Source organism: Enterococcus sp. BWB1-3 (assembly GCF_016745275.1).
In the GTDB taxonomy this organism is placed as follows: Bacteria; Bacillota; Bacilli; order Lactobacillales; family Enterococcaceae; genus Enterococcus_L.
In genome coordinates, this window is record NZ_JADOEP010000029.1 from 26,935 (window position 1) to 49,870 (window position 22,936).

The window sequence follows — 22,936 nt, forward strand, 5'->3', positions numbered from 1 at the left end:
ACAAAAAAGTACCATAATGAGATTCTTTTCTCCTAATAAACAAAATAAAGGTAACTCAAAATAATCTATGAAAACTCTGTACTGAATAATCAGTGCACTTGACAGCTAGCCTTCAACATCGATCGTGCTGAAGAAAAAAGTACAGTAAAAAAGTGCGTCAGAACAACAGGCTTAGCTTAATGATGCTCACTGTAAATTGTTCGTTTCACTGCCTTAGATAACAGCTGCTCTTTGACACGAGGATGAAGTGTCAAAGCAGATGAAAACTGCATTGCTGTTAGGTTTTCAGAGCATTTTTTAGAATATATTTTGAACTGCCCAAAATGAAAAGCGGAGGTTTTTTATGGCAACAATGGTTTTTGTGAATTTTCCTGTAACTGATGTACAACGCTCCACTGAATTCTATCAAAAATTGGGATTCACACAAAATAAAGATTTCTCAACAGAAGAAGCGAGTGCTATGGTTTGGGATGATAATTTTTGGATTATGCTTCTTAACCATGATTTTTACAGTAAGTTTATCAATGGTAAAAAAATTGCAGATACAAAAACTACCAGCAGTGTTCTGACTGCATTTAGTTTAGAAAGTGCAGAAGCTGTGAAAAAATTTGGCGAAACAGCAAAAGCAAACGGCGGTGATTTCTATCGAGTAGACATGGGCATTCCAGAAGAACAAATGTATGGACTGGAAGTACAGGATCCAGACGGAAATACATTGGAGCCGTCGTGGATGGCGATGTGATGAATACTGTCTTTTAGTATCAAGAAGAACAACAACGTGGGATGATTCATTTTATCCTACGTTGTTTTAATTGTACAGACACCAAAAAATATACTTCTAAAAATTGCAAAGTACTTTTACATTTAAAACGATCGAATAGAAGGCTAATCATTAATCGACAAATCGCCACACGTCAGACTATCTAGCAAGTGACTCCGTTGATGTTATAATTGGGATAACTAGGGGAGTTTACTCAAATGAGCACTGTTCAAAGCTGCTCAAGAGAACAAATAAGGTTTCAGTTATTCTCATTTGATGAAATCATTGATAGTGAAAATCCAGTTCGAGCTGTCGATGCTCTCGTTGAATGACTTTGCTTATCTTAGATGGCATCGTGGAGTATTAAAACAAAATCCTGGACAGCAGCCATATAACCGTACAGGGATAAAAAAGTAATACAGACATTTTCCTGTTTACTTAAAGAACTGAGTTCTGTTGACTCAGAGACAATTCTACTTGGTCTCGTTTACAACTTCAAACGATTGATAAATATAAAGAAAGTTTCAGAAATCGTAAGGTTGTTGGCAACCCAATGATCCTGAAGCTTTTATTTTTTGTTATTCTGATGTCGTTTGGAACTATGATTGAGTAAAATCGAAAGTAGATTTTTTATATTGAAGTATTTGTTAAACAGTCTGACACACGGCTCTCGTATACGGTGGTTCAACTTTATATCACATATACTTTTTGATACTGTGTGACTACTGGCAATAAACCGAAGCGTTCCAGTCTACAATTAGTGATTGTTGTACACAACACCACCCATGAATTGGCTATTCTTTCTGCTGCTTTTCTTGAATAGCTAATTCTATAAGCCTAATTTTTATCCATTCCCAGTTTGATTAAACTCTTTCGTCTGTTTTTGGGCGTTTTCCATTGTTTCCAAATATACATCCACAGCTGTTTAGATGAAACCTTATTTCAAAAATTGAAGTTAGTACTTGTGCAATCACTTGTTGGGTTACTCGGTCTATGACTGTTGGAATCCCCCAACAGCCTATCCCCTTTCATTGACCTTGAGATCGTTACCTGTCGTACTAGCTGTGACTGGTATTTCCTCCCAAGTATTTTGCGACGAATCTCTTCCATTTTCTAGTGAATCCACTTATTTCATTAATTTTCTAACCATTAATTTTTGTGAAGGAATTAGTAAAATGCCTATAGCGACAAATAAAAATACGACAATATTTATTATCAATACTATCATTCCGTTCTCATACGTTAGCATTGGGCTAGTAAGAGGTTTCATGCTGCTTCCGCCTGATAGAATATGAGCTATATCAATGTAACTCAGTAGGATAAAATGTTTAAACTTATCGCTTACAAAAGCATTTATTACTTCATATTGACCAAAAATTAACGGAAATATCAAAATAGATATGTTTAGTATTAAATTATCCGATAAGATTGATAACAACAACCCGAATAAATTAATAAATACCAAAAATAGAAATAGAAAAAGTACTGCTTTGAATACAAACTCCCCTGTAGATATAAGCTTTATATCTGCATTATTTTGTATAGTTGGAACAGGATAGTTCAATGCTCCTATTCCATTTTTTATAGATAGAATAGTCAGAATAATTAAAAATGATCCTGTTACGTTAACAAAACTAGATATTATATTTGCTAAAAATTTGGTAAAATACGTTTTTAAATACGAGTTAGGAGATATACAATATAGTATAAAATTATTTTTCCTGTAGTCTAAATTAAGTACATAAGCTACATGGAAGCAAATTAAAATCAGTATAATTAGCATTAATTGCGGTGTAGATACTATCAGATTTAGATACTGTATTCCTTCTAATTTTTTTGTATCGTCACTTTTTTTATCCATATCATTATTTTTTAGATATTCAAGTATAGCAACCGTAATTTTTTTATCAATTAATGAACCTGCATGCAGTTTACCTGCTTCCATATCTTCTAGATTTTTCTTTTCAAAATTGAGTTCATTTTTTAATATGTTCTTAGTATCCTTTTTTTTCATGGATTCAACAAGCTCTTTTAAATAGCCGTTTACTTCCTTTATATCCTCAACTGTTTCTGCTGCTGCAGGATCATTCTTTATATTTTCAAGAGTTGTTAAATTTGCATTGTAGTTGTTTTCATAATATTTTAAATAATCAAATTGAGCATTCCCTAAAAATAATGGCACACATATAACAAATAACAACATGGAAAACAATATGTATATTGTTTTCTCTCTATATATTTTTATTAGTTCAAATTTTAACATTTAGTCTCTCCTTTTAGTTACATATAATTCATTGTATTCTTCTTTTAACAATTCATAATCTAAAGGAGCTGTTTTCAGAACACCATTATTTAAGAAGTAAATATTGTCACATAGTTTACTTATTTCAAAAATGTTATGAGAGGACAATAATATAGTTTTCCCTGCACTCTTTAGAGTTAAGAAAATAGTAGCTATATTTTCGATATTTTCAATGTCTAATCCATTTATTGGTTCATCAAAAATAATGAACCTCGCTCCACTAGAAATAGCGACAGCTATTAAAGCTTTTTGCTTCATGCCTAAAGAAAGATGCTTTATTTTTTTATTTTTATAACTTTCTACACCGACCAAATCAATAATATTTTCTAAATCAGATTTATATTCCCATAATTTTGCTATGAACAACATGTTTTCATAGACTGTTAAGTTAGAGAATAATTGATCCGAAGTTTCTAAAAAAAATATATTTCTGTTGAACTTTCTCCTGTTTTTCAAAGTCTCCAAATTTATCTTTATTTCACCTGATTCAATTGGAATAATATTAACTAATGATTTAAAAAGAGTTGTCTTTCCCATTCCATTTGGAGCTACAACACAATTTATGGAGTTTTTTTTCAAACTCAGAGATAAGTTATTTATTATCATTTCTTTTTTTATCTTTACATGAAGATTACTAATTGTTATTAATTCTTCCAAAACTATTCCTCCTTAAAATTAGAAATTCCATTCATTTTAAATTTAACATCAAATAAAATTAACAAAAATTTTATTATTGATAATAATATGTTATCATAAATTAACAAAAGAACATATAGTTGGAGGTTTAAAAAATGAAAAAGAATTTTATTTATGGCTTTATTGTAACAATTTTGTTGGGAACTAGTTTGTCGTTTACTTCAGCAGTTAATGCTGAAGAAGTTATTCAGCATGATGCTTTAATAGAGCTGCAAACAGAAATTGGCAGTCAGTCTGTCAACCCAAAAACCAGAGCTTATGTTACCACAGTATTGAGATATTTCCATCAGTATCAAACTAGATTAACAGGGAATTGGGCTCCTAACCTACATGGGTATATCTACGGAACTATTAATGTTCAGAATGGATATGCTGCAAGTGGATGGACTCACCTAGGAACGACCAGCAATTCTAATTGGCTCACCTTAGAACACAAATTTGCTCAAAATTATAGAGTATGGTAAAAGAGACAAAATTTTCTGAAGATAGAGAATCGTTAGCAATTTAATCCATACCAAAACTAACTAAGTTATTTTTGGTGATAGAAGGATTTTCATGCTGAATAGATCGGGTTTTTATTAAAAAAATAGGTGGGCCATTTTTACAACTGTAGAAATAGCCCTCCTATTTTTTTGATCATTGGCTGGTGTCGATTGAGAGGAACAATCTTTCGGTACACTAGCCAATAGCCCTCCTCAGCCAAGTATATTCTTTACGTTAATAAAGCGCATTACTCTTTACTTGGACATCGCTCCCGTTTATGGCAAGGTGGACGAATCGAACAGGGGAGGAAAAAATTTTATGACTTACGTTAGCATTCAAAAAGAAAAACGTAAAGACGGAACTCTTCAGGGAATACAAAGTCATAACGATCGGAAAATGCCCCCTCACAATAACAAAGAAATTGATGCATCCAAAAGTGCCAATAACTATGAATTAACCACTCATAAAAAGATGCCGATTATCATAACAAGATAACAAAAAAGTGAGTCATTGAACGTCATACTCAATATATGAACCATTAATCGTAGTTAAATAAGTTGTTATGTAATCAATCCTATGTGCGGAAAGGGATTGAGCCGATAAATAATAAACTTATTTAGTTTCGCGGTATTTCGGTCGCTAGATATCATCAAATTAAACAGTATTTTATACTAGCAAAAATAAAATTTACTAATCATCTGTCATGGACTATCAGCAAGTATTTTACTGATGGCATTCAAAATGACAAAGAAAATTTCTCATAAGCTACGGCGCTGTTCACGGTTCTTTTCTATTTAAAAACTAATATCGCTAAAAGACATGAATGTCCTTTACCAAAAGATGTACCCTGTGATAACTTTTATTTCCAGATCAAAAGCAATGATAGAAGAGTTGGTATCATTAAAAAAAATTTTTTGTATTATTAATTTTGGTTATTTGGGGATTTAGGGTAAGTTGTACGAAGAATGAAAAACAAAATGAACAAGCTGAAACACCTGCACCCGTTGAAGAAATTCCACCAAGGAAGATTAGAGGGGAGATACTTTCAGTGAATAAGCTGGCATTAAAAATAAAGGTAGATAATAGCCAGATTGAATCAGATAATGGGATTTTATTAGTAAATACATCAGAATATTTATCAATGATTTCAAGGTTTCATTTGTCAAATTAAGCTAGACACCACCTCATCATCCATATAACTCAAAAATAGGCGCTACGAGATGATAATTGTCCGCTACTCTTCAAGTAAAACGGGCTCTCTATTTTTTACAACTATTCCACAATAAATACTAATTTTTAACAACCGTAACAATTCGACCAAAATACAAATAATTAAAAATTTTCAAAAAGAATGAACTTTCTTATTTTTATTAATATTTTTCAAATTTTGAACACTATATGAAAGCGTTTAACGTAATTATCAATAACATGAAGTAACAACGATATATTGACTAATAGAGAAACTCATGCTAGCTTTAATTTGGAAACAAAAATATAGATTTAGGGGGGTTATTATGAAAAAGTATTTTGTGAAAATGGTAACTTGTTTTAGTTTAGGAGTCATTTTGACATCCCTAGCACCGGCGGGAACAGCTTTGGCTGCAGAATATTCTACGCCAGAATTGTCTGCATTTTCTGGGCCAGAAATTTCTTCAAGAACTGGAGGTTATATTGCTAAAAATCATCGAACAACTAATTATCGTGTGACTTCTGGATGGTATTATTCACATACAGTTAATTTTGCAGTTAGCCAGTGGGGAGTAACTGTTAGCAGAAGATATAATGTTTTCCGTAGAAATGTATCGTATACAGCTCAATATGATCTATACGACAAATACAGTAATAGATATATACGAACTGTATCTACTAAGCATAATAGTGTTGAAGAACAGCACAGATTAGTCTATTAGACAGGGGGCGTTATTATGACAGAGAAAAGAGACCATCTTTATTTTCATATTTATTTAGCAATCTTTCTGTATCCTGCTTTACCAAGAGTACAGATATCTACGCTTTCTCCATTTCTGAATGTATTGTTTGATATAAAAAAAAATGCAGTCCCTTTTATTGTATTGCTAATGCTTTTCATAACCATTCAAAAGATTCACTTCAATAAATTTAAAAAATTGAATCTAAATAATATGATTGTTTTAGTTTATACTCTCTATTTGCTGTCACATAGCCTATTTTTTATAGTTCTAAATTTTATATGAACAAAATAAATGGCGGCTGTGACAAAAGTAGTCCTAAAATAATCAAAAAAGAAAAACGAGGTTGTGACAGAAGTGTTCTGTCTCAAGAACCAAGTAGGTATCATGCAAACATCTACTCTGACAAGTCAATCGTAGTGATTTATGTCAATAAGTCGGAATATACGAAAATTGTCAAGGAACACTAGTCATAATATGACTAGCTGTGAATTGATACCTCCCTGGAGCTACTCATATTTTCAGTATCGTTCGACTTATTTCCAGAACTGCTGTCTCTACGAGTCTAACGATTCTCGAGACAAACCATTACGCTGTATCCGTTTTTCTGCGTCTACGGTTCTCACTACACTACACTTCTTTTCGATCTCATCAATTTCTAAATGGCAAAGCCACTAAGAATTGAAGGACTTCGTTCCGATCCTCGAAGCATGGGGGGGCTTTGCTTCTACGCTTCTTCGAATGCTCGTCGCATGTCTGGGGGGCATGTAGGAACTTGCTTCTACGCTTCTTCGAATGCTCGAATCATACAAAGACTGGAACACCGTTTATTCGGGTTTAGGGATCTCAGACATACTTTTGGCACAGTCCCGTTTTCTTTGTCTTTTCCCCGTGCTCTGGCAGCAAGCCCAGCCACTGCTCCTCCCCAGATAAAATTAATCAGATTGCCATGGATTCAGACATACTTTTGCAAGTCTTATGTATGACTCCGGATCTCTGATTCAAAAGAAGTTCAGGAAATACTTGGACATACCGATATTGCAATCACCATGAACACATATACGCATGTATCTGAGAAGAAACTAAGCACTGCAATTGAACGGCATACACAGTATATGAACTTTTGATTGTAGTTAGCCACGTAGTTAAATATGATTTATAACACTAGTGACAGTTTATACTCCTGATTTTACTTTTCGCAAAGGGCTACAAGTAACTGTAAATAGGCATGCGAGTTCCCGTTGATTTCTATCAATTCAATCAGAGTTAAAGTAATGCTCACCTTTTAAAATATTAATCATCAAGAACCTCTTAGTTTCTTTTTAGTTATTCCCAATCTTTCTCTTTTGTTCATGCTAATCTTTAGTGATTTGGAAATATTTTTAACAATTATTTTCAAATTTTATCTAATTACTAAAGGCAAAGTTCTGTAAATATTTTTTTTAGATAATTAACAACTTTATCATTAGGATCAAGTTTCTCAACAAATTTGAATTTTGTATGTTCTTCCGGATCGAGAATTACGTCATTGTCTCCATTAATTTCACCTAAATAGACAATACGAGTAAAAATAGTCTCTCTATCCTTATCATAATTACTATCCTCATGAATGACTTTTGCTATAGTTACTCTTTGTCCAGTTTCTTCAAAAGTTTCTCGTATTGCAGCATCTCTAGGAAGTTCTCCCTCTTCAACAGTCCCACCAGGAACATCCCAATACCCAGGATAAAAGTTTGGCCTGCCTCTTTTAACTTTTGATCTTTTTATGAGTAGATATTTTCCTTGCTTCATTAATAGAATATGCGCAATAAGTTTATTTTGAATCATGACTACTTTACACTCTTTTCTGTTTTATATTTATTTATAGCAGTGTTTTTTTTAACAAAACTCTAATTATCGTTACAATCGGACCTAAACAATGAATGATAAAAAATAATAAATCATAAAAAATTAATTTGAAAGAATTTTTTTGCTTCTCCTTATAATTCAACTTAAATAGTAAATTATCACATAACATATTTAAAATCGTAATATACATCATGCAAAAACTTAATAAAATAGAAAACATCACAAAACTTACCGTAACACTATAAAATAAGAAAAAAATCCTACTTTTTCCAAAAAAGGTATGGGATGTATTTTTATTCCACTTTTCCTTAACCGATAGCCAAATTCGTTGTCCTCATTTAGCTCATCTTCACTATACATACCTAACTCTTGAAAAAAACCATTAGTAATAAAAAAACCATGCCCTATAGTATATATAAAACCAAAATTACTTTTCGATACTTCAAGTATTTTTCCTAGCTCATATATAATTGACCATCTATTTTGCCATCTTTGTGCACTACCCATTACCTTGTTTAATGAATCATCAGAAAAACTAACTTGTTGAAATATATTTAGTTCTCTCATATTTACATTTACATAATCAAAGACTTCTTCTGTAGGAAATGAATCAATATTATAAATTGCAATTATTTTTTTCAGTGAAACTGATTTTGCACAATAATTTATTTGAGTTGCCATGTTTCCTTCAGTACTCGGGCAATTGGTTAAGAAAATATTGCTTGTTTTTTGTAACTCCATTTGTCTTACTATTTCATTGTAAGTATCAAAATCTTGTTCTCTTGATGTTGTTACATACCATACCTCACATTTTTCACAAAGCTTCTTAAAATGAGCATATGACTTTTCTACTGGACTTGTCAAGTAAAAAATGGACAACAAGTTAAGGGAATTTAGGAATGCTCCTTTTCAAAATCCTTGGACAATTGATAACTGAGCATGATCAAGGCAGGTAAAATTCGCCTCATTGAACCAGCTCTCTTTTTATTGTTTTGTAAAAGATTCCATCAGTGCATTGTCATAGGGATTGCCTTCCCCCCCCATACTTGGGACCTCCATGCGACTGCCGTCAATGGCAAAAACAAGATAATCATGCCATGTTTTTGGTGTATCCTGTGTGTAAAAATGAGAGAGAGACTGTTGGTTTAAAAAACGAAACACTTCAGGATTCACTTTCTTTCGTTGGGAAAGAAAGGCTTGTTTAGATAATGTCATTACAGAGGACTCCTTTCGTTTTAGATAGTGATAAACTTCCATCGTTACAGTAAGGCCGCGTTTAAAAAGAAACGAATGAATGACTTTATTCAAAGGGAATTTACGAGTGCGAGTAAAACTGTTTGGCAAATGAGGGAGGCGTGCAAGTGAATGGAACTGAGAAGAACCGAGTGAGCGGGTAATCCGATCAAATCGCTTGTGATAGGGAACAGCCCTGCAAATCACCCCTTTTCTTTTACAGTAAAAGATTTTGGGAGAAAAGAAAAGAGAAACTCCAACTTTTTTTCGGAGTTTCTCTTAAGTTGACGATGTTACTAGCCAGATCATTGATTCCTCTACACAAATCAGTCTTCCCACAAACAATGAAGATGTTTTCGACTTCTTTGTAATCAAGAAACATGAAACATCAGCTCTTTTAGCACGGTTTGAATAAGATGTTGACTGGCACCATTGTAAATGAAAACATCTTGTTGATCCGACTTAATCCTTACAGCGACCTTAGCGGGTAGCGGTGGCTTGATTTGTCGCTGCTTTTCCAATTTGATTTGAACAACTTCTTGCTTCTCTCCTATATAAATCACCTCCACATTTAGTGAGCACTCTTAGTATAGAGGTCAGTCGAGGCGGGAGACAGGTACCTTTCTATCCAGTGCTTACCCACTATTTTTTTGATCATAGTTAGCCACGTAGTTAAATATGATTTATAAGCAAAATAAAAAAGCTAGAACCCTTATCGCACAAGAGTTCTAGCTCACAAATAAATTTCTTACTTAGTCTCGCGGTGTAAAGTAACTTTTCTTTCACGCGGGCAGTATTTTTGTTTCTCCAAACGATCTGGAGTGTTACGTTTATTTTTGCTTGTAAGGTAGTTGCGTTCTTTACAAGAAGTACATTCTAATGTGATGTTTACGCGCATTTCTTTCCCTCCTATACTTGATTCATTGATATCTAAGATAATTCTTAGCCTCAAATATCATATCATGTTTACTTTTCAATTACCAGCCTTTTTACAGATTTTGTAAAGTGAAACTCCTTTACAAAATCATTGTTTATACATTTCAGCATACGCATTAACAATTGCATTAACAACATACTGATTTGCCTTGTAATTTTCAGTATCATTGTTTAGTCGCGGCAAAATTACGCTGATGGCAATTTCAGGATCATCATAAGGAGCATAGGCAACAACATTACTATTGATTAAGTCGCTGTGTACTGTCCCATCTTCATCTCTATAAAAAGCCTCTGCAGTCCCTGTTTTTGCTCCCATTTCAAGTGCTGCTTCAGCCATATATCTCCCTGTAGTGAATCCGCTGGTTCCATACACAACCTGATGGAATCCTCTTTGAATCAAATCCATCTGCTCAGCTGATATATTCACTTCATTCAACACTTCAGGCTCAATCTTTTCTACAAGCTCTCCGATAGTGCCATCAGAATTATTATCATAAATACCGTCAACAATATGAGCCTTCATCCGTTTTCCGTCATTCGCAATCGTCCCTACATACTGAGCCAGCTGCAATGCAGTATAGTTATCATACTGACCAAAAGACAAATCCAGTAAATTACCTGCACTAGGTGCATAATCAGGATCATCAAAATTACTTGGTACAAGTCCCGTAGATTCCCCAGGCAAATCAATACCTGTTGAGACACCCATTCCATATTCAGCATAGGTTGTTCTCAAAATATCAAATACTCGTGAATCTCCTTCTGTATATGGAACAGTCATATTATAACTATATTCTGTTCCCAACATTCTAAGAACCAGCTGCATCATATAAACGTTGGATGAATACTCCAGAGCCTGCTCTGCGGTTACCTCTATTCTATTGCCCAATACCGGGTTAAAGTTAGATGATTTCAGATTACTTCCCCCAATTTGAAACGGCTCATCAATGAACGATTCGTTACCATTGATAATACCCGCTTCATACCCGGCTGAAATAGTAGCCCCTTTGACAACTGATCCCGGTTCAAAAGCTTTGTTAATTATTGACAGAGGATCTGGAGTTAATGCATTCGTAATGAGATCACGATTATAACCCACCATTGCCAGAACTGCCCCTGTTTTAGGATTAGTCACTGCAACATAGACTCCATCAGAATAAGGTGCCTTTCCAGTTTGCAGCAATTGTTCATACTGTGCTTTAACAACCTCTTCCACTTTGGTTTGAAATTTTGAATCAATCGTCAGCTTCAGATTTTGACCCTTCTCTCCTTCAGAAACAAGTGTCTGACTGGTGACTTTGCCATTATTGTCAACAACCAGCTGAGACTTCGATTTCGTCCCCTGAAGAACAGATTCATATTGTTTTTCCAAATAGCTGGTGCCCACACGATCATTTCGAGCATATCCCTTTGCCAGGTACTCTTCCACTTCTTCTGCCGGCAAACCGGATTTCTCAGTGGAGACAGTTCCTAATATCGTTCTCAACAAATCACCCTGAGGATATTCTCTTGTCCAGTCCATGCCTGTGGATACGCCGGGAATTTGAGCCACATGCTCTCCAATTACTGCGATTTCGTCTTCTGTAACTCCGTCATTCTTAATAAAGGTTGTGTTCAATTCAAGAACAGAGTTCATTTTTTTGAATATCGTTGCTGCTTGAAGCGTATACTCATCAAAATTGATTTCTTCCTCTGTTACTTTATCTACAGTCAGAGAATACAGGGTACTTTCATTTGTAATGGTATTACCCTTCTCGTCAGTTTTATCCTTATCCGTCAAACGATCCTGTGCTGCTTTTAGATTTTCACTATTTGCAAGCCAGTAGTCCTTTTTATCTCTTTCTGTCAGTTCCTCTGCCGGAACATTGATCAACTCATTAACACGATTGGCAATTTCCAAAATATCCTCTGCCTGAACATTCTTCCCTCGTGTATACGTAATTGCCAAATTTGATTTATTGCTTACCAAAGCAGTTCCATTCACATCATAAATTTCCCCTCTGGGAGATGCGCTCTCCACTTCAAGATTGGAAATCTGACTGATTCGCTCCTCATAATCTGCTCCTTCAACAATTTGAAGATAGCCCAAACGAACAATCAATGAAACAAACAAACCAAAAATAATAAAAAATAGAAAGTTCAATCGAAAGGGGATATGTGATTTCCTTGCTTTATATGTACTTGGTTCTTCCTGATTTTTTTTCCATTTATCTAAGAAATTCATATTTTTCATAGTAGTTTCCTTTCAATACTCAAAAAGTCCTGCTTTCTTATTCTAACCAAAAATATCTAAAATTAATAGTGGTAATAAGCATCGTAAGCAAATATTTAAAAATTTCTTCTGAAAATCAATTATTATTATGAGAAATAAACAACTTCATCTTTCCTGTTGAAACTTGATCAAGTGCTGAGAAAAGTATTTTATAAGGCTCGTTTAAATTACACAAATTATATTAAATATATCAAAAATCACTAGTGTTGCATGAAACATTCAACGTTTCATGCAACACTAGTGATATGGAATAAATTCTGACAAATTTATCCTCATCAGAGCGTTGTATACCATCCTGCTAACTTATTACTGCGTAAGCAGAACTGGCAGCCCGAGACAAGCAAAGAGCGGTCACACCCTCAGTCTATCTGCTAAAGTTTTTCACTTCAGCTGCCATACTTTCAACAAAAATATTTGTGTCTTCCACAGTTGTCTCTTTGCTTCCGTAACGACGAATATTAACAGTCGCATCCTCTACTTCTTTATCACCAATAACTACTTGATAAGGGATTTTTTGTGTTTGAGAGGCACGAATTTTATATCCCATTTTCTCATTGCGATCATCAACCTCAACCCGCAAGCCTTCAGCCTGCAAGCGTTCTTTCAAGTCATAAGCATACTCTGAATGAGCTTCTACAGAGACAGGGATGATTGTCGCCTGGATAGGTGCCAGCCAAGTTGGGAAAGCTCCCTTGTAAACTTCTGTCAGGTAAGCAACAAAACGTTCCATTGTTGAAACGATCCCACGGTGAATGACAACTGGACGATGTGTATTTTCTCCGTCTTCCCCAACATATGTCAGATCAAACCGTTCAGGAAGCAGGAAGTCCAATTGAATAGTCGAAAGTGTTTCTTCCATTCCCAAAGCTGTTTTTACCTGAACATCCAGCTTCGGACCATAGAATGCTGCTTCTCCGTCTGCTTCAAAATATTCCAGCTCCATTTCATCCATTGCTGCTTTCAACATAGTCTGAGCTTTCTCCCACATTGCATCGTCATCGAAATATTTATCAGTATTATTCGGATCACGATAACTTAGACGGAAGCGATAATCAGTAATATTGAAGTCTTCATAAACTGCCACCATTAATTCAAGTGTCCGTTTGAATTCTTCTTTAATTTGATCCGGTCGAACAAAAGTATGACCATCATTCAGTGTCATTTCCCGCACCCTCTGCAGCCCGGAAAGTGCTCCTGATTTTTCATAACGGTGCATCATTCCAAGCTCTGCAATACGAATCGGCAGTTCACGGTAACTATGAATATCATTTTTGTAGACCATCATATGGTGCGGACAGTTCATCGGACGCAAAACAAGCATTTCTCCATCTCCCATATCCATTGGCGGGAACATATCTTCATGATAATGATCCCAGTGGCCTGAAGTTTTATACAAATTCACATCAGCCATAATTGGTGTATAGACATGCTGATAGCCTAGACTAATTTCTTTATCTGTAATGTAGCGTTCAATTGTACGGCGGATTGTTGCACCTTTAGGTAACCAGAATGGCAGACCGGAGCCTACTTCCTGAGAAATCATGAACAACTCCAACTCTTTCCCAAGCTTCCGGTGGTCACGTTCTTTCGCTTCTTCACGCATTTTGATAAATTCTTTTAAATCTTTTTTGTCAAAGAATGCTGTACCATATATTCTCTGCATCATCTGATTGTCGGAGTTTCCGCGCCAATATGCACCAGCTACAGACAACAGTTTAAAGACCTGAATCCGACCTGTTGACGGAACATGAACTCCTCGACATAGATCTACAAAATCTCCTTGATCATAGACCGTAATCACTTCATCAGCCGAAAGCTCACTGATCAGCTCAACTTTATACGGATCATCAGCAAACAAATCAAGTGCTTCTTCTTTTGTAACTACTTTACGGACGATGGGGTTATTCTCTTTGACAATTTTCATCATTTCAGCTTCAATAGCCGGCAAATCTTCGGCTGTCACAGGACTTTCCCCGTTATCAGTATCATAGTAAAATCCTGATTCAATAGCAGGACCCACCCCAAATTTAATGGATGGAAACAGGCGGCGCAGAGCATTGGCCATCAGGTGAGCAGTTGAATGACGCAAAATTTCTAGAGCCTCTTCGTGATCTGGAGTAACAATTTCAATGACCCCATCCTCTTCAATCGGCCGCTCCAAATCGATCAGTTCTCCATTAAATTTTCCGGCTAACGCTTTTTTAGCCAGACTGCTGCTTATTCCTTTAGCAATATCCAGTGTAGTGATACCAGCCTCAAACTCTTTGACTGCACCATCTGGAAAAGTGATTTTGATTAACATGGTAGATATTCCTCCTTCATCGCTGATTGAATTTTTTTCTGCTTAATGATCCTTTTAAATTTACTGATTTTATACATTTCATATTATATCAGCTATCAGGATAATTAAGAAAAACTTGATTCAGAATGCTTCTCCAACTTCTTAGTCCCGTCACTAAATAAAAAAGCCCCAGTATCTATGTTAGATACTAGGACGAATATTTCGTGGTTCCACCTAATTTTAAACAAAGTAAAAAACCCTGTTCCTTAAATGTGGTAACGGTACAACCGCCTCTGCTTCAACAAAGGTTTCAAAAGTGGTCATCCCCTGCGCATATCCGGAAAACTTTCAGCTGTGTTTTTCCTCTCTGTAAGACTGCATCTCAAGTTCAGTTGTCTTTTTCTTCAATCATGTTATGTACCCATTTAATCACTTCTCAAATAAAAAAGCAAGCCCTTCGTGAGAATAAAAATTAGTCTTCTTTTCAGAAGCTTTTTATTCAACGATTTCTGCCCAACAAAAGTCTTCCAAGAATACAAAAAATTAACTAAAAAGAGCTTCTGAAGCTGAAAACCTCAAAAGCTCTTAACTATTTTCGTTATTTTTAAACCGGTGTACCATAATCAACCGGCTTGTCGAATTCACCTGGAGCATCATCATAGATAGTACCGTAAATAATAACAGGCATTCCCGGATAAGAAGCGGCAAATAATGGAGCCATTACATTTCCCGGTGTATTAATACAGCCATTACTTCCCAAGGTTGTTTTGTAAGCTTCTTTATTTCCAAAATGTTCCAATTTATAATCTGCATCGTGTATACCAATTTGTGTAACAACTCCGCCATAGCTCAGTAACGGCATCCAATAGCTTACAGGAACATCATAACTTGAACCATCCAGCATCTGACCTTTAAGGCTTGTATTTGTATCCTTGTAAAGGATCGTGTGGAAACCCGGTACAGTTGCAGTTCCTTTATGATAGCGTCCAGTAATAACAGGAGTCTCCAAAGTTTTTACGCCATTTTCAAAATAATACATCATCTGATTATTTAGATCAATTTCTATATATGTCTGATTAACAACCGATGACTGATTAACATCTCCGTCAATCACAGCAGTAACTGTTTCTTCCAAATTAGCACTATCTAATGCCTGAACAACTAAAGGGATCGTTTCAGCAACATTCAATGACCAGCCATAGCTGCCATTATTTTTATATTGTCTCGTTTCACCATGCACATTGGTAAATGTGATTGGCTGACTGACAGCAGAATACTCCAGACTGATCTGATTTAACCAGATTTCAACAACACCTGTATCAACTTGACCTTCATCATTGATGAAGCTTTGCAATGTTTCTTTCGGAATCTCTACTGTTTTATCGCTGACAGCAACAGTTATTTTCTTATTCTCTTTTTGCGTGAGAGCAGTTAATTGCTTCTTCAAGTCTTCATTGTCCTGCAGTACAGCCGGTTTCTGATAAAAATCAGCTACATTATAAATATAGTTGCCGGTATTTTTCTCTACGTCAGAAATTATTTTATTCATAAGACTCTCTTTATCAATGACCGTTCCATTTTCTTCAGGAACAATTTGGAAGCCAGTATCCAAACGCTCAATTCGTGCATCTTTACTTGGCGTTCCTTCAGCAAATGTCAACTCGTTCAGTTTAGCTTCCAGTTCTGTCTTAAATGACTCATTCAAAGGCAGTTCAATTGACTGGCTTCCAATATTTTCATTCAAATATTCTTTTGTAACCGCATATTTTTCAGGAATTTGGATTGTCTGTTTTTGTCCATCAGCAGTCTCAATCACGATATCTCCGGCATCAGTATTCAAACTTTTCAATTTTTCCTCAGCAGCACTTACATTTAACCAGCCTATTTTCACACCATTTGCTTCTGCAGTTGGTAAAAAGTGAGACTGAAAAAATACATATCCTACCACTAAAACCAGCGTAAATAAAGTTACAGCAGTAACAAGAGGGATAGCTATTGTCTTATTTTTAGCTGTTCCTTTTTTTATCGGTTTATCCGGATCAGCCTGCTTTGTCTCTTTAACTGGCTTATTTTGTTTATTTCTTTCCGAACGAGTAGTAGTGATATTTTTTTCATTCATTTTAACAAACTTCCTTTTTTTATCATTTGATTTTATGGTCAAAATTCCCAGTTATTTCACTCTTGATAAATCAATTATCTCTAGAACTATACATTTTTCTATTCTACCATATAATCTCGAAGGATCGTAGACTTTATTCAGTTATTTTATGAATAAATTTGGAAAATACATCAATTTATCACTTTTATTTTTTTTAATTCATTATATATATCTTTAATCATATAGGATTCAACAAGTGATTTCTATTAATTTGCCTGAGAAAAGAGAGTATTTCCCATCGAACCTCAAGAATTAATTAATGAGTTTAAAAATTATTTAAAGTACAGTGAAAACAAGACCTTTTCGTACTTTCTCGTTTACACTTAATAACGTCAGACTATCATTACAAAAGTCAAATTATTTAATTCAATGATTAACAAAGCCTACCCTGCCTGCCAAAGTAACGGGGTATAATGACTAGCAGAAAAGAGGGGAATGAATGAAAAAATTAAAAAAGGTACTAGCAGTTATTGTTATTTTGTGCAGCATATATATTGGCTCCATATTTTTTCTGATTTTAAAGGGCACAAAAGAAATACCAGCAGCTGAGCCGGATACAATCCTTATTCTGGGAGCACAAGTACGAGGTCAGAGTAAAGAAACTGCTTATCCCAGCACAGTGCTGAAAGAACGCCTAAATACAGCAATCAGCTATATTGACGAAAATCCTCAGGCGGTTATCATCGTTTGCGGCGGACAAGGTTCCGATGAACCAGATTCCGAGGCAAATGTTATGGCAGGCTATCTGATTGCCAACGGTGTCAGCTCATCAAGAATCATTCGCGAAGATCAATCCACCCGAACAAAAGAGAATATTACCAATGCGCTGGAAAAAAGAGACTTGGGAAAAACCGTAATTGTAACTAGTGATTTCCATATCTATCGCTCTAAACTCCTGGCAAACCGCTTAGGAATTGAGGAACTAAGCGGATTACCTGCCAAATCTGAATCCTCTGTTACAGCGAGAATGTATGCCCGGGAGATTATTGCACTTAGCTATGCAGTCCTTTTTGACTGGTAACAACCTTACTCAGAGACAGACAACAGAATGAATTAAAAAATAAGTGTGATTTTGGTAATTACCGTCAAAACCACACCTATTTATTTTAGAAAGAATCACTTTGAATAATCGATTACTTTATTTCACATGCCTTCTTTTTCTTCTCTTCCAGAACATAAGGGAACCAGCCAAGCCGGTCATAAGCATTCCGGCACTTTGTCCGGCTGTAGAGTCTTCTGTTCCTGTATTTGGTAACCTTCTTTTAGAACGAGTGGTTGAAAGTTGATTTTCAGGCTCAGCTGCAATACTTACAGTATTTGTATAAACAGGCTGTGCTTTTTCCACAGGTGCAGTCAAAGTAATAGGTACAGACGGTACTTCTCCTGACAGGGGTGCTTCGATCACTGTTGGTTCTGTTGGTTCAGTAATCTCGACTGGCTGTTCCACTGGAGCCGCAGCTTCTTCTACTATTTCCGGAGCTGTGACTTCTGGAATGATCGGCTCTTCTACAGCAGGTACTTCTTCAATCACTTCAGGTACCTCTATAGGTTCAGGAGCTGTTACCTCCTCCAAATCATTTAGTTCGGAAGGAGCTTCAGGAGTGATAGAAGCCACTGCTTCTTCACTGTCCCATTCCACATCCGTTACTGGTTGAGATACACCTGGCTCAACAACAGAATCAGTTGGTGCGGAAGCACGAGCTTCTGTAAGAGTTGTCTGAGTAATGCCAGTGAGGTTATCATTAATTATCATTTCTGAAACCAATGACGGTGCTTCAATTGCAGGAATCTCGTATTCTGCAACAGGTGAAACTGCTTCTGGCTCATTGAGTACTTCTGGTTCTATTGGTGCAGCAAGCAGTTCTGGAAGTTCCTCCTCAGTGGGTTCAACCGGTATCAATGCCAAAGGTCCTGGTTCTGCTCCAAGTGTTTCAATTACCATAGGAGGAATTTCCGAAATTGGATCTTCTACATCTTGACCGCTTAAATACCTTGTATAGGCAACAAAATTCCCAAGTGAATGAATCCATACGTATATAGAAGTTTTTTTCGAAATAGTAGCATAGTCTCCAAATTCATCCAAATTATTTTCTATTGTTGATCTTACTCTTTTTAGGATATTATTGGCGTTCGTTGGAAGCGGATCAGTCTCCTCACCCATTATTACACTGTTTTGAGTTGCATTATTAAATACTTCAATAGCATCAGCTAACGCTATTTTGGCCAATTGCCATTCAGCTGAAACCTCCCTCAAATAGTCTGCAAGTTTTTCAAATTCCGTCACTTGATCATTTGAAAAAGTCTCGTAAGTATCTATAAGCAACTGACGATTTTCCGGAGTATCTTCCATCTCCAACAATATTTCATCAGTTAAGCCAATTAAACTATAATTCTGACTGACTGGAACATTGATTACTGCCACCCAATCATCTAAATCATTATTATAAGGATTTTTTTCTCCCCATCCTTCTGTATATTTTGTAAACGCCTCTTGATAATCAGCATATGCCTGATAATATTGTTGATAGATTTCAGCATTCTTAATATTATTTGTCATCGCTGTGCCAGCCTCATTAATATAGTCAGCCAGCTCATCACTAAACGACTCTGGAGTATAAACGGGACTTGATGAATTTCCTAACTTATTGTTATAGTCATCGCTTGCAGTCTGGTATGCTTGAATATCTGACCAAGAGTCTAAAGCCTCAGTTAATTCAACTTTTGCATTTGCATAATCAACTTGCCATACCTCAATCTCAGCTGCAATATTGACAAAATTTTCCTGTGTAATGGAAGGAAAATTATTCATTACAGAGTTCATATTTGTCACAGCAGTACTAATTTTTTGTTCAGCACTTAATGCAACTTGATACGCACTTTCAACTAGATCATATAATCTCTGTACTTCATCATATTCCTCTTTTGCAGTTGTATATTTTACTAACATAGCTTGATATTTTGTATTTGCCTCTGTAAATTTGTCTGTAAGTTCCAGTAATTTATCTTTTGCTTCAATATAAGCGCTTTGAGCTGTATTATAAGCTTCAAAAGCATTTGTATATGCCTGATTCACTTCACTATACTTAATTTCCAACGCAGAGAACTCCATCTGTAAATCATCATACTCTCCCTGTACTACTCCATACTCTGCTTCATGGAATACTTTCTCATTCTGAGCATTGCTAAGTTTACCTAAAGCAGTTTGGTAAAGAGCATAGGCTTGATTATATTTTTCGTTCAATTCAACATATGAAGCTGCTAAAGCTGTGTACTCATTTTCACGAAGCTGATAAACAGCTGCAGCATCTGCGATGGCTTCCTGAGCAGATATATAGGCTGCAGATACAGCGGTATATTCTGGTTCCAAAGCTGTCAACTGCGCAGTTACTTCCTGATACGCAGCTTTTGCTTCATTATATTGCGCTTCCAATTCGCTGTATTGAGTTTGAACAGTGACCATTAAAATACCAAGACTGTTATAAATTGCTTCTAGCTGAGAAAGTTCTGTTTGAAGTTGAGTCAGTTCATCCTTAAGAGACTGCTGCTCTAACAATAAACGGTCGTATTCTGATCGGGCTGCTTCATATTGCTGATTGACAGCATCATAGAAAGCTTTTACAGCAATATACTTTTCTTCCGTCGCTTCGTAAATTGCTGAACCGTTGATAAATTCTGCTAAAACAAGATCATAAGAATTATTTAACTCCATATATTCAGCTCTTACTTCATCTGATTCTGTCAAAGTTTTTTGATAAGCTGTTTCTGTTTCTGTATAAACCGCCATTCCTTCAGCATATTTACTGCTTAAAAACTGATAATCTCTTTCCAACTCCTGATAGTCACCTTTGGCCTGCTCCAGTTGAGCTGCTAAAGTATCATACTGTTGTTTAACTGCTTGATAGGAAGTAGTAGTTGTTTGATAATCAACAGACGCTGTTTGATAAACTGTTTGTGCTTCTTTGAATTCAACACTTAATTGATCAGCCTGAGCTTTAACTTCCTGATACTTTATATTAATTTCATTATAGCGATTATTATTTTCATTGTATGTTTCTAAAGCAGATTGATACTCTGCCGTTCCTTCTTCATATTGAGCAAGAAGTTCTTCTGCTGCAATTCGTTTCTCGTTGTAAGCTTTCAGCTCATTTTCATAAGCTTCGAGTTGTGTATCATAAAATGCCCTTTGCTGATCATAGGCTGTTTTAGCAGTCTGATAAACAACTGTCTTTTCTTCAAAAGCTGTTTTTTCAACTTCATAAGCCGTTCGCTCATTTTCGTATTGACTAGCTAATTCAGCTAATTGAGCAGACAATGTTTCATAATTTATTTTTGAAGCTTCATAGGTCTGTTTAGTCGTTAAATAGTCATCCTTAATCTGATTATATGCAGTAAGTTGCTTTTCATAACCGCTGATTAAAGCAGTTAATTCAGCCAAACGCATTTCATATGCCGTCTTTTTAGTTAAATATTCGTCTTTCTTTGTGTTGTACTCCTCTAACAGAATATTATATTTGCTGAGCTCCTGATCATATTGTGCTTTTTCTCCAACATAAGCTATTTTAGTAGCCTCTAACTCTGCTTTTACCCCCGCATACATCTCTGCAGCCTGATTAAAAACTGTTGCTGAGACATCATAACCGTCCTTCTTATTAGTATATTCATTCAGTAGTGTTTCATAAGAAAATTTCCCCTCATTGTAATCTGTCAACTGAGTATTGTAAGCAAGTTTCGCATCATTATAAGCAGCCTGAACCTCTTCATAAGCCTTAGCAGACTCTTCATATTCAGTACGCTTGCTTTCATATTCCATGCGTAGTGATTCATACGCAATCTTTTTCGTTTCAGCATCATTATTTAACGTTTCATAATCAGAAAGAGATGCAAAATACTCATTTTGTTTATCAATAAAAGTAGATTTCATCTCTTGGTAAATAAGCTGTTCAGCTTCATAATCAGCTTTTGCTGTATGGTAATCAGTTACTGTTGCTTCATACTCGGTTTTGTTTGTTTCATAAATTTCTCTTACAGCATTATAATTTTGAGCTGCAGTTTCAAAAACGGCTGCTTGATCTTGATACTCTGCTTTCAATGTCTCTAATTCAGTTTTCAATTGCTGTGCCACAGCATATGTAGCATCTGCTGTATCCTTCAAGCCATTGTAATCTGCAAGAGCCTGATCATATGTTACTTTAGCTATTTCATACTCATTTCTTGCATCCTGATATTCAACCAGTGTATTCGCATAATTTCGTTGAACTGCAACCTCTGCTGAAGATGTAATCTGCTCAGCAAAAACAGACAACGAACGAATGGGAGTTACTGCCCCCATGAGAATCGTATTTGAATACAATAAAAACTTAAATGAACCTTTTTTTAATGAATTATTCATTTTGTATTTCATTCCCTTCTTTTTTTATAAAATCTTTAGATTAAATCTAAAAAATAGTTGATTTAAAAGATATCTGTATTTACATAAAAAAAATTATACAATACATATTGGCATTTTAATTACCATACTTTTAGAGATTTTTCTAATTTTTTGAAAAGACAATATACTTGACATAAAGAAAACAAAAGATTAACATAGTATGTTTCATTTAATCTAAAAAGTATTTTTGTTTATTCTCTAGTTTTTAACTACTTTTTCTAAGCCCGTCTTTAATATTTTGGGCTCATAACTATACTCTTTCCATCCCAATCAATTAAAGTAAATTATTTTCCTTTTTTTAAAAAATTTGAGGTTTTTTGCCAGTTCAGTTGGATTAAGCTTCGTGTTTTCTCATTTTTTTATGTATTATGCTAAATTATTGAGAAAACATTCATTTCATGTTATTATGAATTCAATCTTAGATTTCATTTTGTGTTTCCCTTCGTATTAGTGTGTGATGCGGAGGGTTTTTTATTTTTCATTCAAATAATCAAAACCTCCAGTGTGAACTGGAGGTTTGCTCTGCGGCTGAAAGCCTCTATTACCGGCCAGAGCCTGAAAGGCCCACTGAAGAAAGGTCTCCCGCTAGCACCACAATTACTCACGACTCC

15 protein-coding genes are annotated in these 22,936 nt (G+C 35.3%); 5 read left to right on the top strand and 10 right to left on the bottom strand.

Translation table 11 applies throughout. From position 1 onward, the window contains the following. Positions 1 to 343 precede the first annotated feature (343 nt). Entirely contained in the window at positions 344 to 742 is a 399-nt protein-coding gene (locus IW492_RS15590) for a VOC family protein (protein ID WP_202068777.1), read from the top strand. Positions 743 to 1,886: 1,144 nt separating this feature from the next. On the opposite strand, the gene IW492_RS15595 is transcribed toward IW492_RS15590, so the two are convergent. Continuing rightward, positions 1,887 to 3,023 (bottom strand): hypothetical protein, encoded by a 1,137-nt coding sequence (locus IW492_RS15595; RefSeq protein WP_202068778.1) that lies wholly within the window; start codon positions 3,021 to 3,023, stop codon positions 1,887 to 1,889. Continuing rightward, on the bottom strand, positions 3,024 to 3,719 hold the full coding sequence (locus IW492_RS15600; protein WP_202068779.1) for an ATP-binding cassette domain-containing protein: 696 nt from the start codon (positions 3,717 to 3,719) through the stop codon (positions 3,024 to 3,026). It lies immediately after the preceding gene. 134 nt (positions 3,720 to 3,853) lie between these two features. On the opposite strand from IW492_RS15600, the gene IW492_RS15605 reads away from it, so the two are divergent. From IW492_RS15605 to IW492_RS15615, 3 genes are all read left to right on the top strand, one after another. Beyond that, positions 3,854 to 4,222 carry a hypothetical protein gene (locus IW492_RS15605; protein ID WP_202068780.1) on the top strand — a complete coding sequence of 123 codons (369 nt, stop codon included), beginning with the start codon at positions 3,854 to 3,856 and terminating at the stop codon, positions 4,220 to 4,222. A 337-nt stretch (positions 4,223 to 4,559) separates the two neighbouring features. Further along, positions 4,560 to 4,736 (top strand): plasmid recombination protein, encoded by a 177-nt coding sequence (locus tag IW492_RS15610; protein WP_202068781.1) that lies wholly within the window; start codon positions 4,560 to 4,562, stop codon positions 4,734 to 4,736. A gap of 1,019 nt (positions 4,737 to 5,755) precedes the next feature. After that, positions 5,756 to 6,151, top strand: coding sequence for a hypothetical protein (locus IW492_RS15615; protein ID WP_202068782.1), 396 nt, complete (start codon positions 5,756 to 5,758; stop codon positions 6,149 to 6,151). Between the two features lie 1,431 nt (positions 6,152 to 7,582). Here IW492_RS15615 and IW492_RS15620 read toward each other — a convergent pair. The 7 genes from IW492_RS15620 to IW492_RS15650 all read right to left on the bottom strand — a co-directional run bounded on the left by IW492_RS15620 (position 7,583) and on the right by IW492_RS15650 (position 16,858). After that, positions 7,583 to 7,996: an NUDIX hydrolase gene (locus IW492_RS15620; protein WP_236671953.1), complete on the bottom strand. Its 414-nt coding sequence runs from the start codon at positions 7,994 to 7,996 to the stop codon at positions 7,583 to 7,585. A gap of 249 nt (positions 7,997 to 8,245) precedes the next feature. Continuing rightward, complete coding sequence (locus IW492_RS15625) at positions 8,246 to 8,881, bottom strand: hypothetical protein (RefSeq protein WP_236671954.1); 636 nt, start codon at positions 8,879 to 8,881, stop codon at positions 8,246 to 8,248. Between the two features lie 120 nt (positions 8,882 to 9,001). After that, positions 9,002 to 9,232 (bottom strand): hypothetical protein, encoded by a 231-nt coding sequence (locus IW492_RS15630; protein WP_202068785.1) that lies wholly within the window; start codon positions 9,230 to 9,232, stop codon positions 9,002 to 9,004. A gap of 766 nt (positions 9,233 to 9,998) precedes the next feature. Next, positions 9,999 to 10,148, bottom strand: a complete 150-nt coding sequence (rpmG, locus tag IW492_RS15635; protein WP_202068787.1) for a 50S ribosomal protein L33 — start codon at positions 10,146 to 10,148, stop codon at positions 9,999 to 10,001. A 126-nt stretch (positions 10,149 to 10,274) separates the two neighbouring features. Continuing rightward, on the bottom strand, positions 10,275 to 12,419 hold the full coding sequence (locus tag IW492_RS15640; RefSeq protein WP_202068788.1) for a penicillin-binding transpeptidase domain-containing protein: 2,145 nt from the start codon (positions 12,417 to 12,419) through the stop codon (positions 10,275 to 10,277). A 403-nt stretch (positions 12,420 to 12,822) separates the two neighbouring features. Further along, on the bottom strand, positions 12,823 to 14,760 hold the full coding sequence (thrS, locus tag IW492_RS15645; protein ID WP_202068789.1) for a threonine--tRNA ligase: 1,938 nt from the start codon (positions 14,758 to 14,760) through the stop codon (positions 12,823 to 12,825). Between the two features lie 583 nt (positions 14,761 to 15,343). Further along, the gene (locus tag IW492_RS15650) at positions 15,344 to 16,858 is read right to left on the bottom strand and encodes a L,D-transpeptidase family protein (protein WP_202068790.1); all 1,515 of its coding nucleotides are present in this window, start codon (positions 16,856 to 16,858) and stop codon (positions 15,344 to 15,346) included. A 478-nt stretch (positions 16,859 to 17,336) separates the two neighbouring features. Between IW492_RS15650 and IW492_RS15655 the strand changes: the two genes are divergently transcribed. Next, entirely contained in the window at positions 17,337 to 17,918 is a 582-nt protein-coding gene (locus IW492_RS15655) for a YdcF family protein (RefSeq protein WP_202068791.1), read from the top strand. 117 nt (positions 17,919 to 18,035) lie between these two features. On the opposite strand, the gene IW492_RS15660 is transcribed toward IW492_RS15655, so the two are convergent. Next, positions 18,036 to 22,286, bottom strand: coding sequence for an LPXTG cell wall anchor domain-containing protein (locus IW492_RS15660; RefSeq protein WP_202068793.1), 4,251 nt, complete (start codon positions 22,284 to 22,286; stop codon positions 18,036 to 18,038). Positions 22,287 to 22,936: the final 650 nt, after the last annotated feature.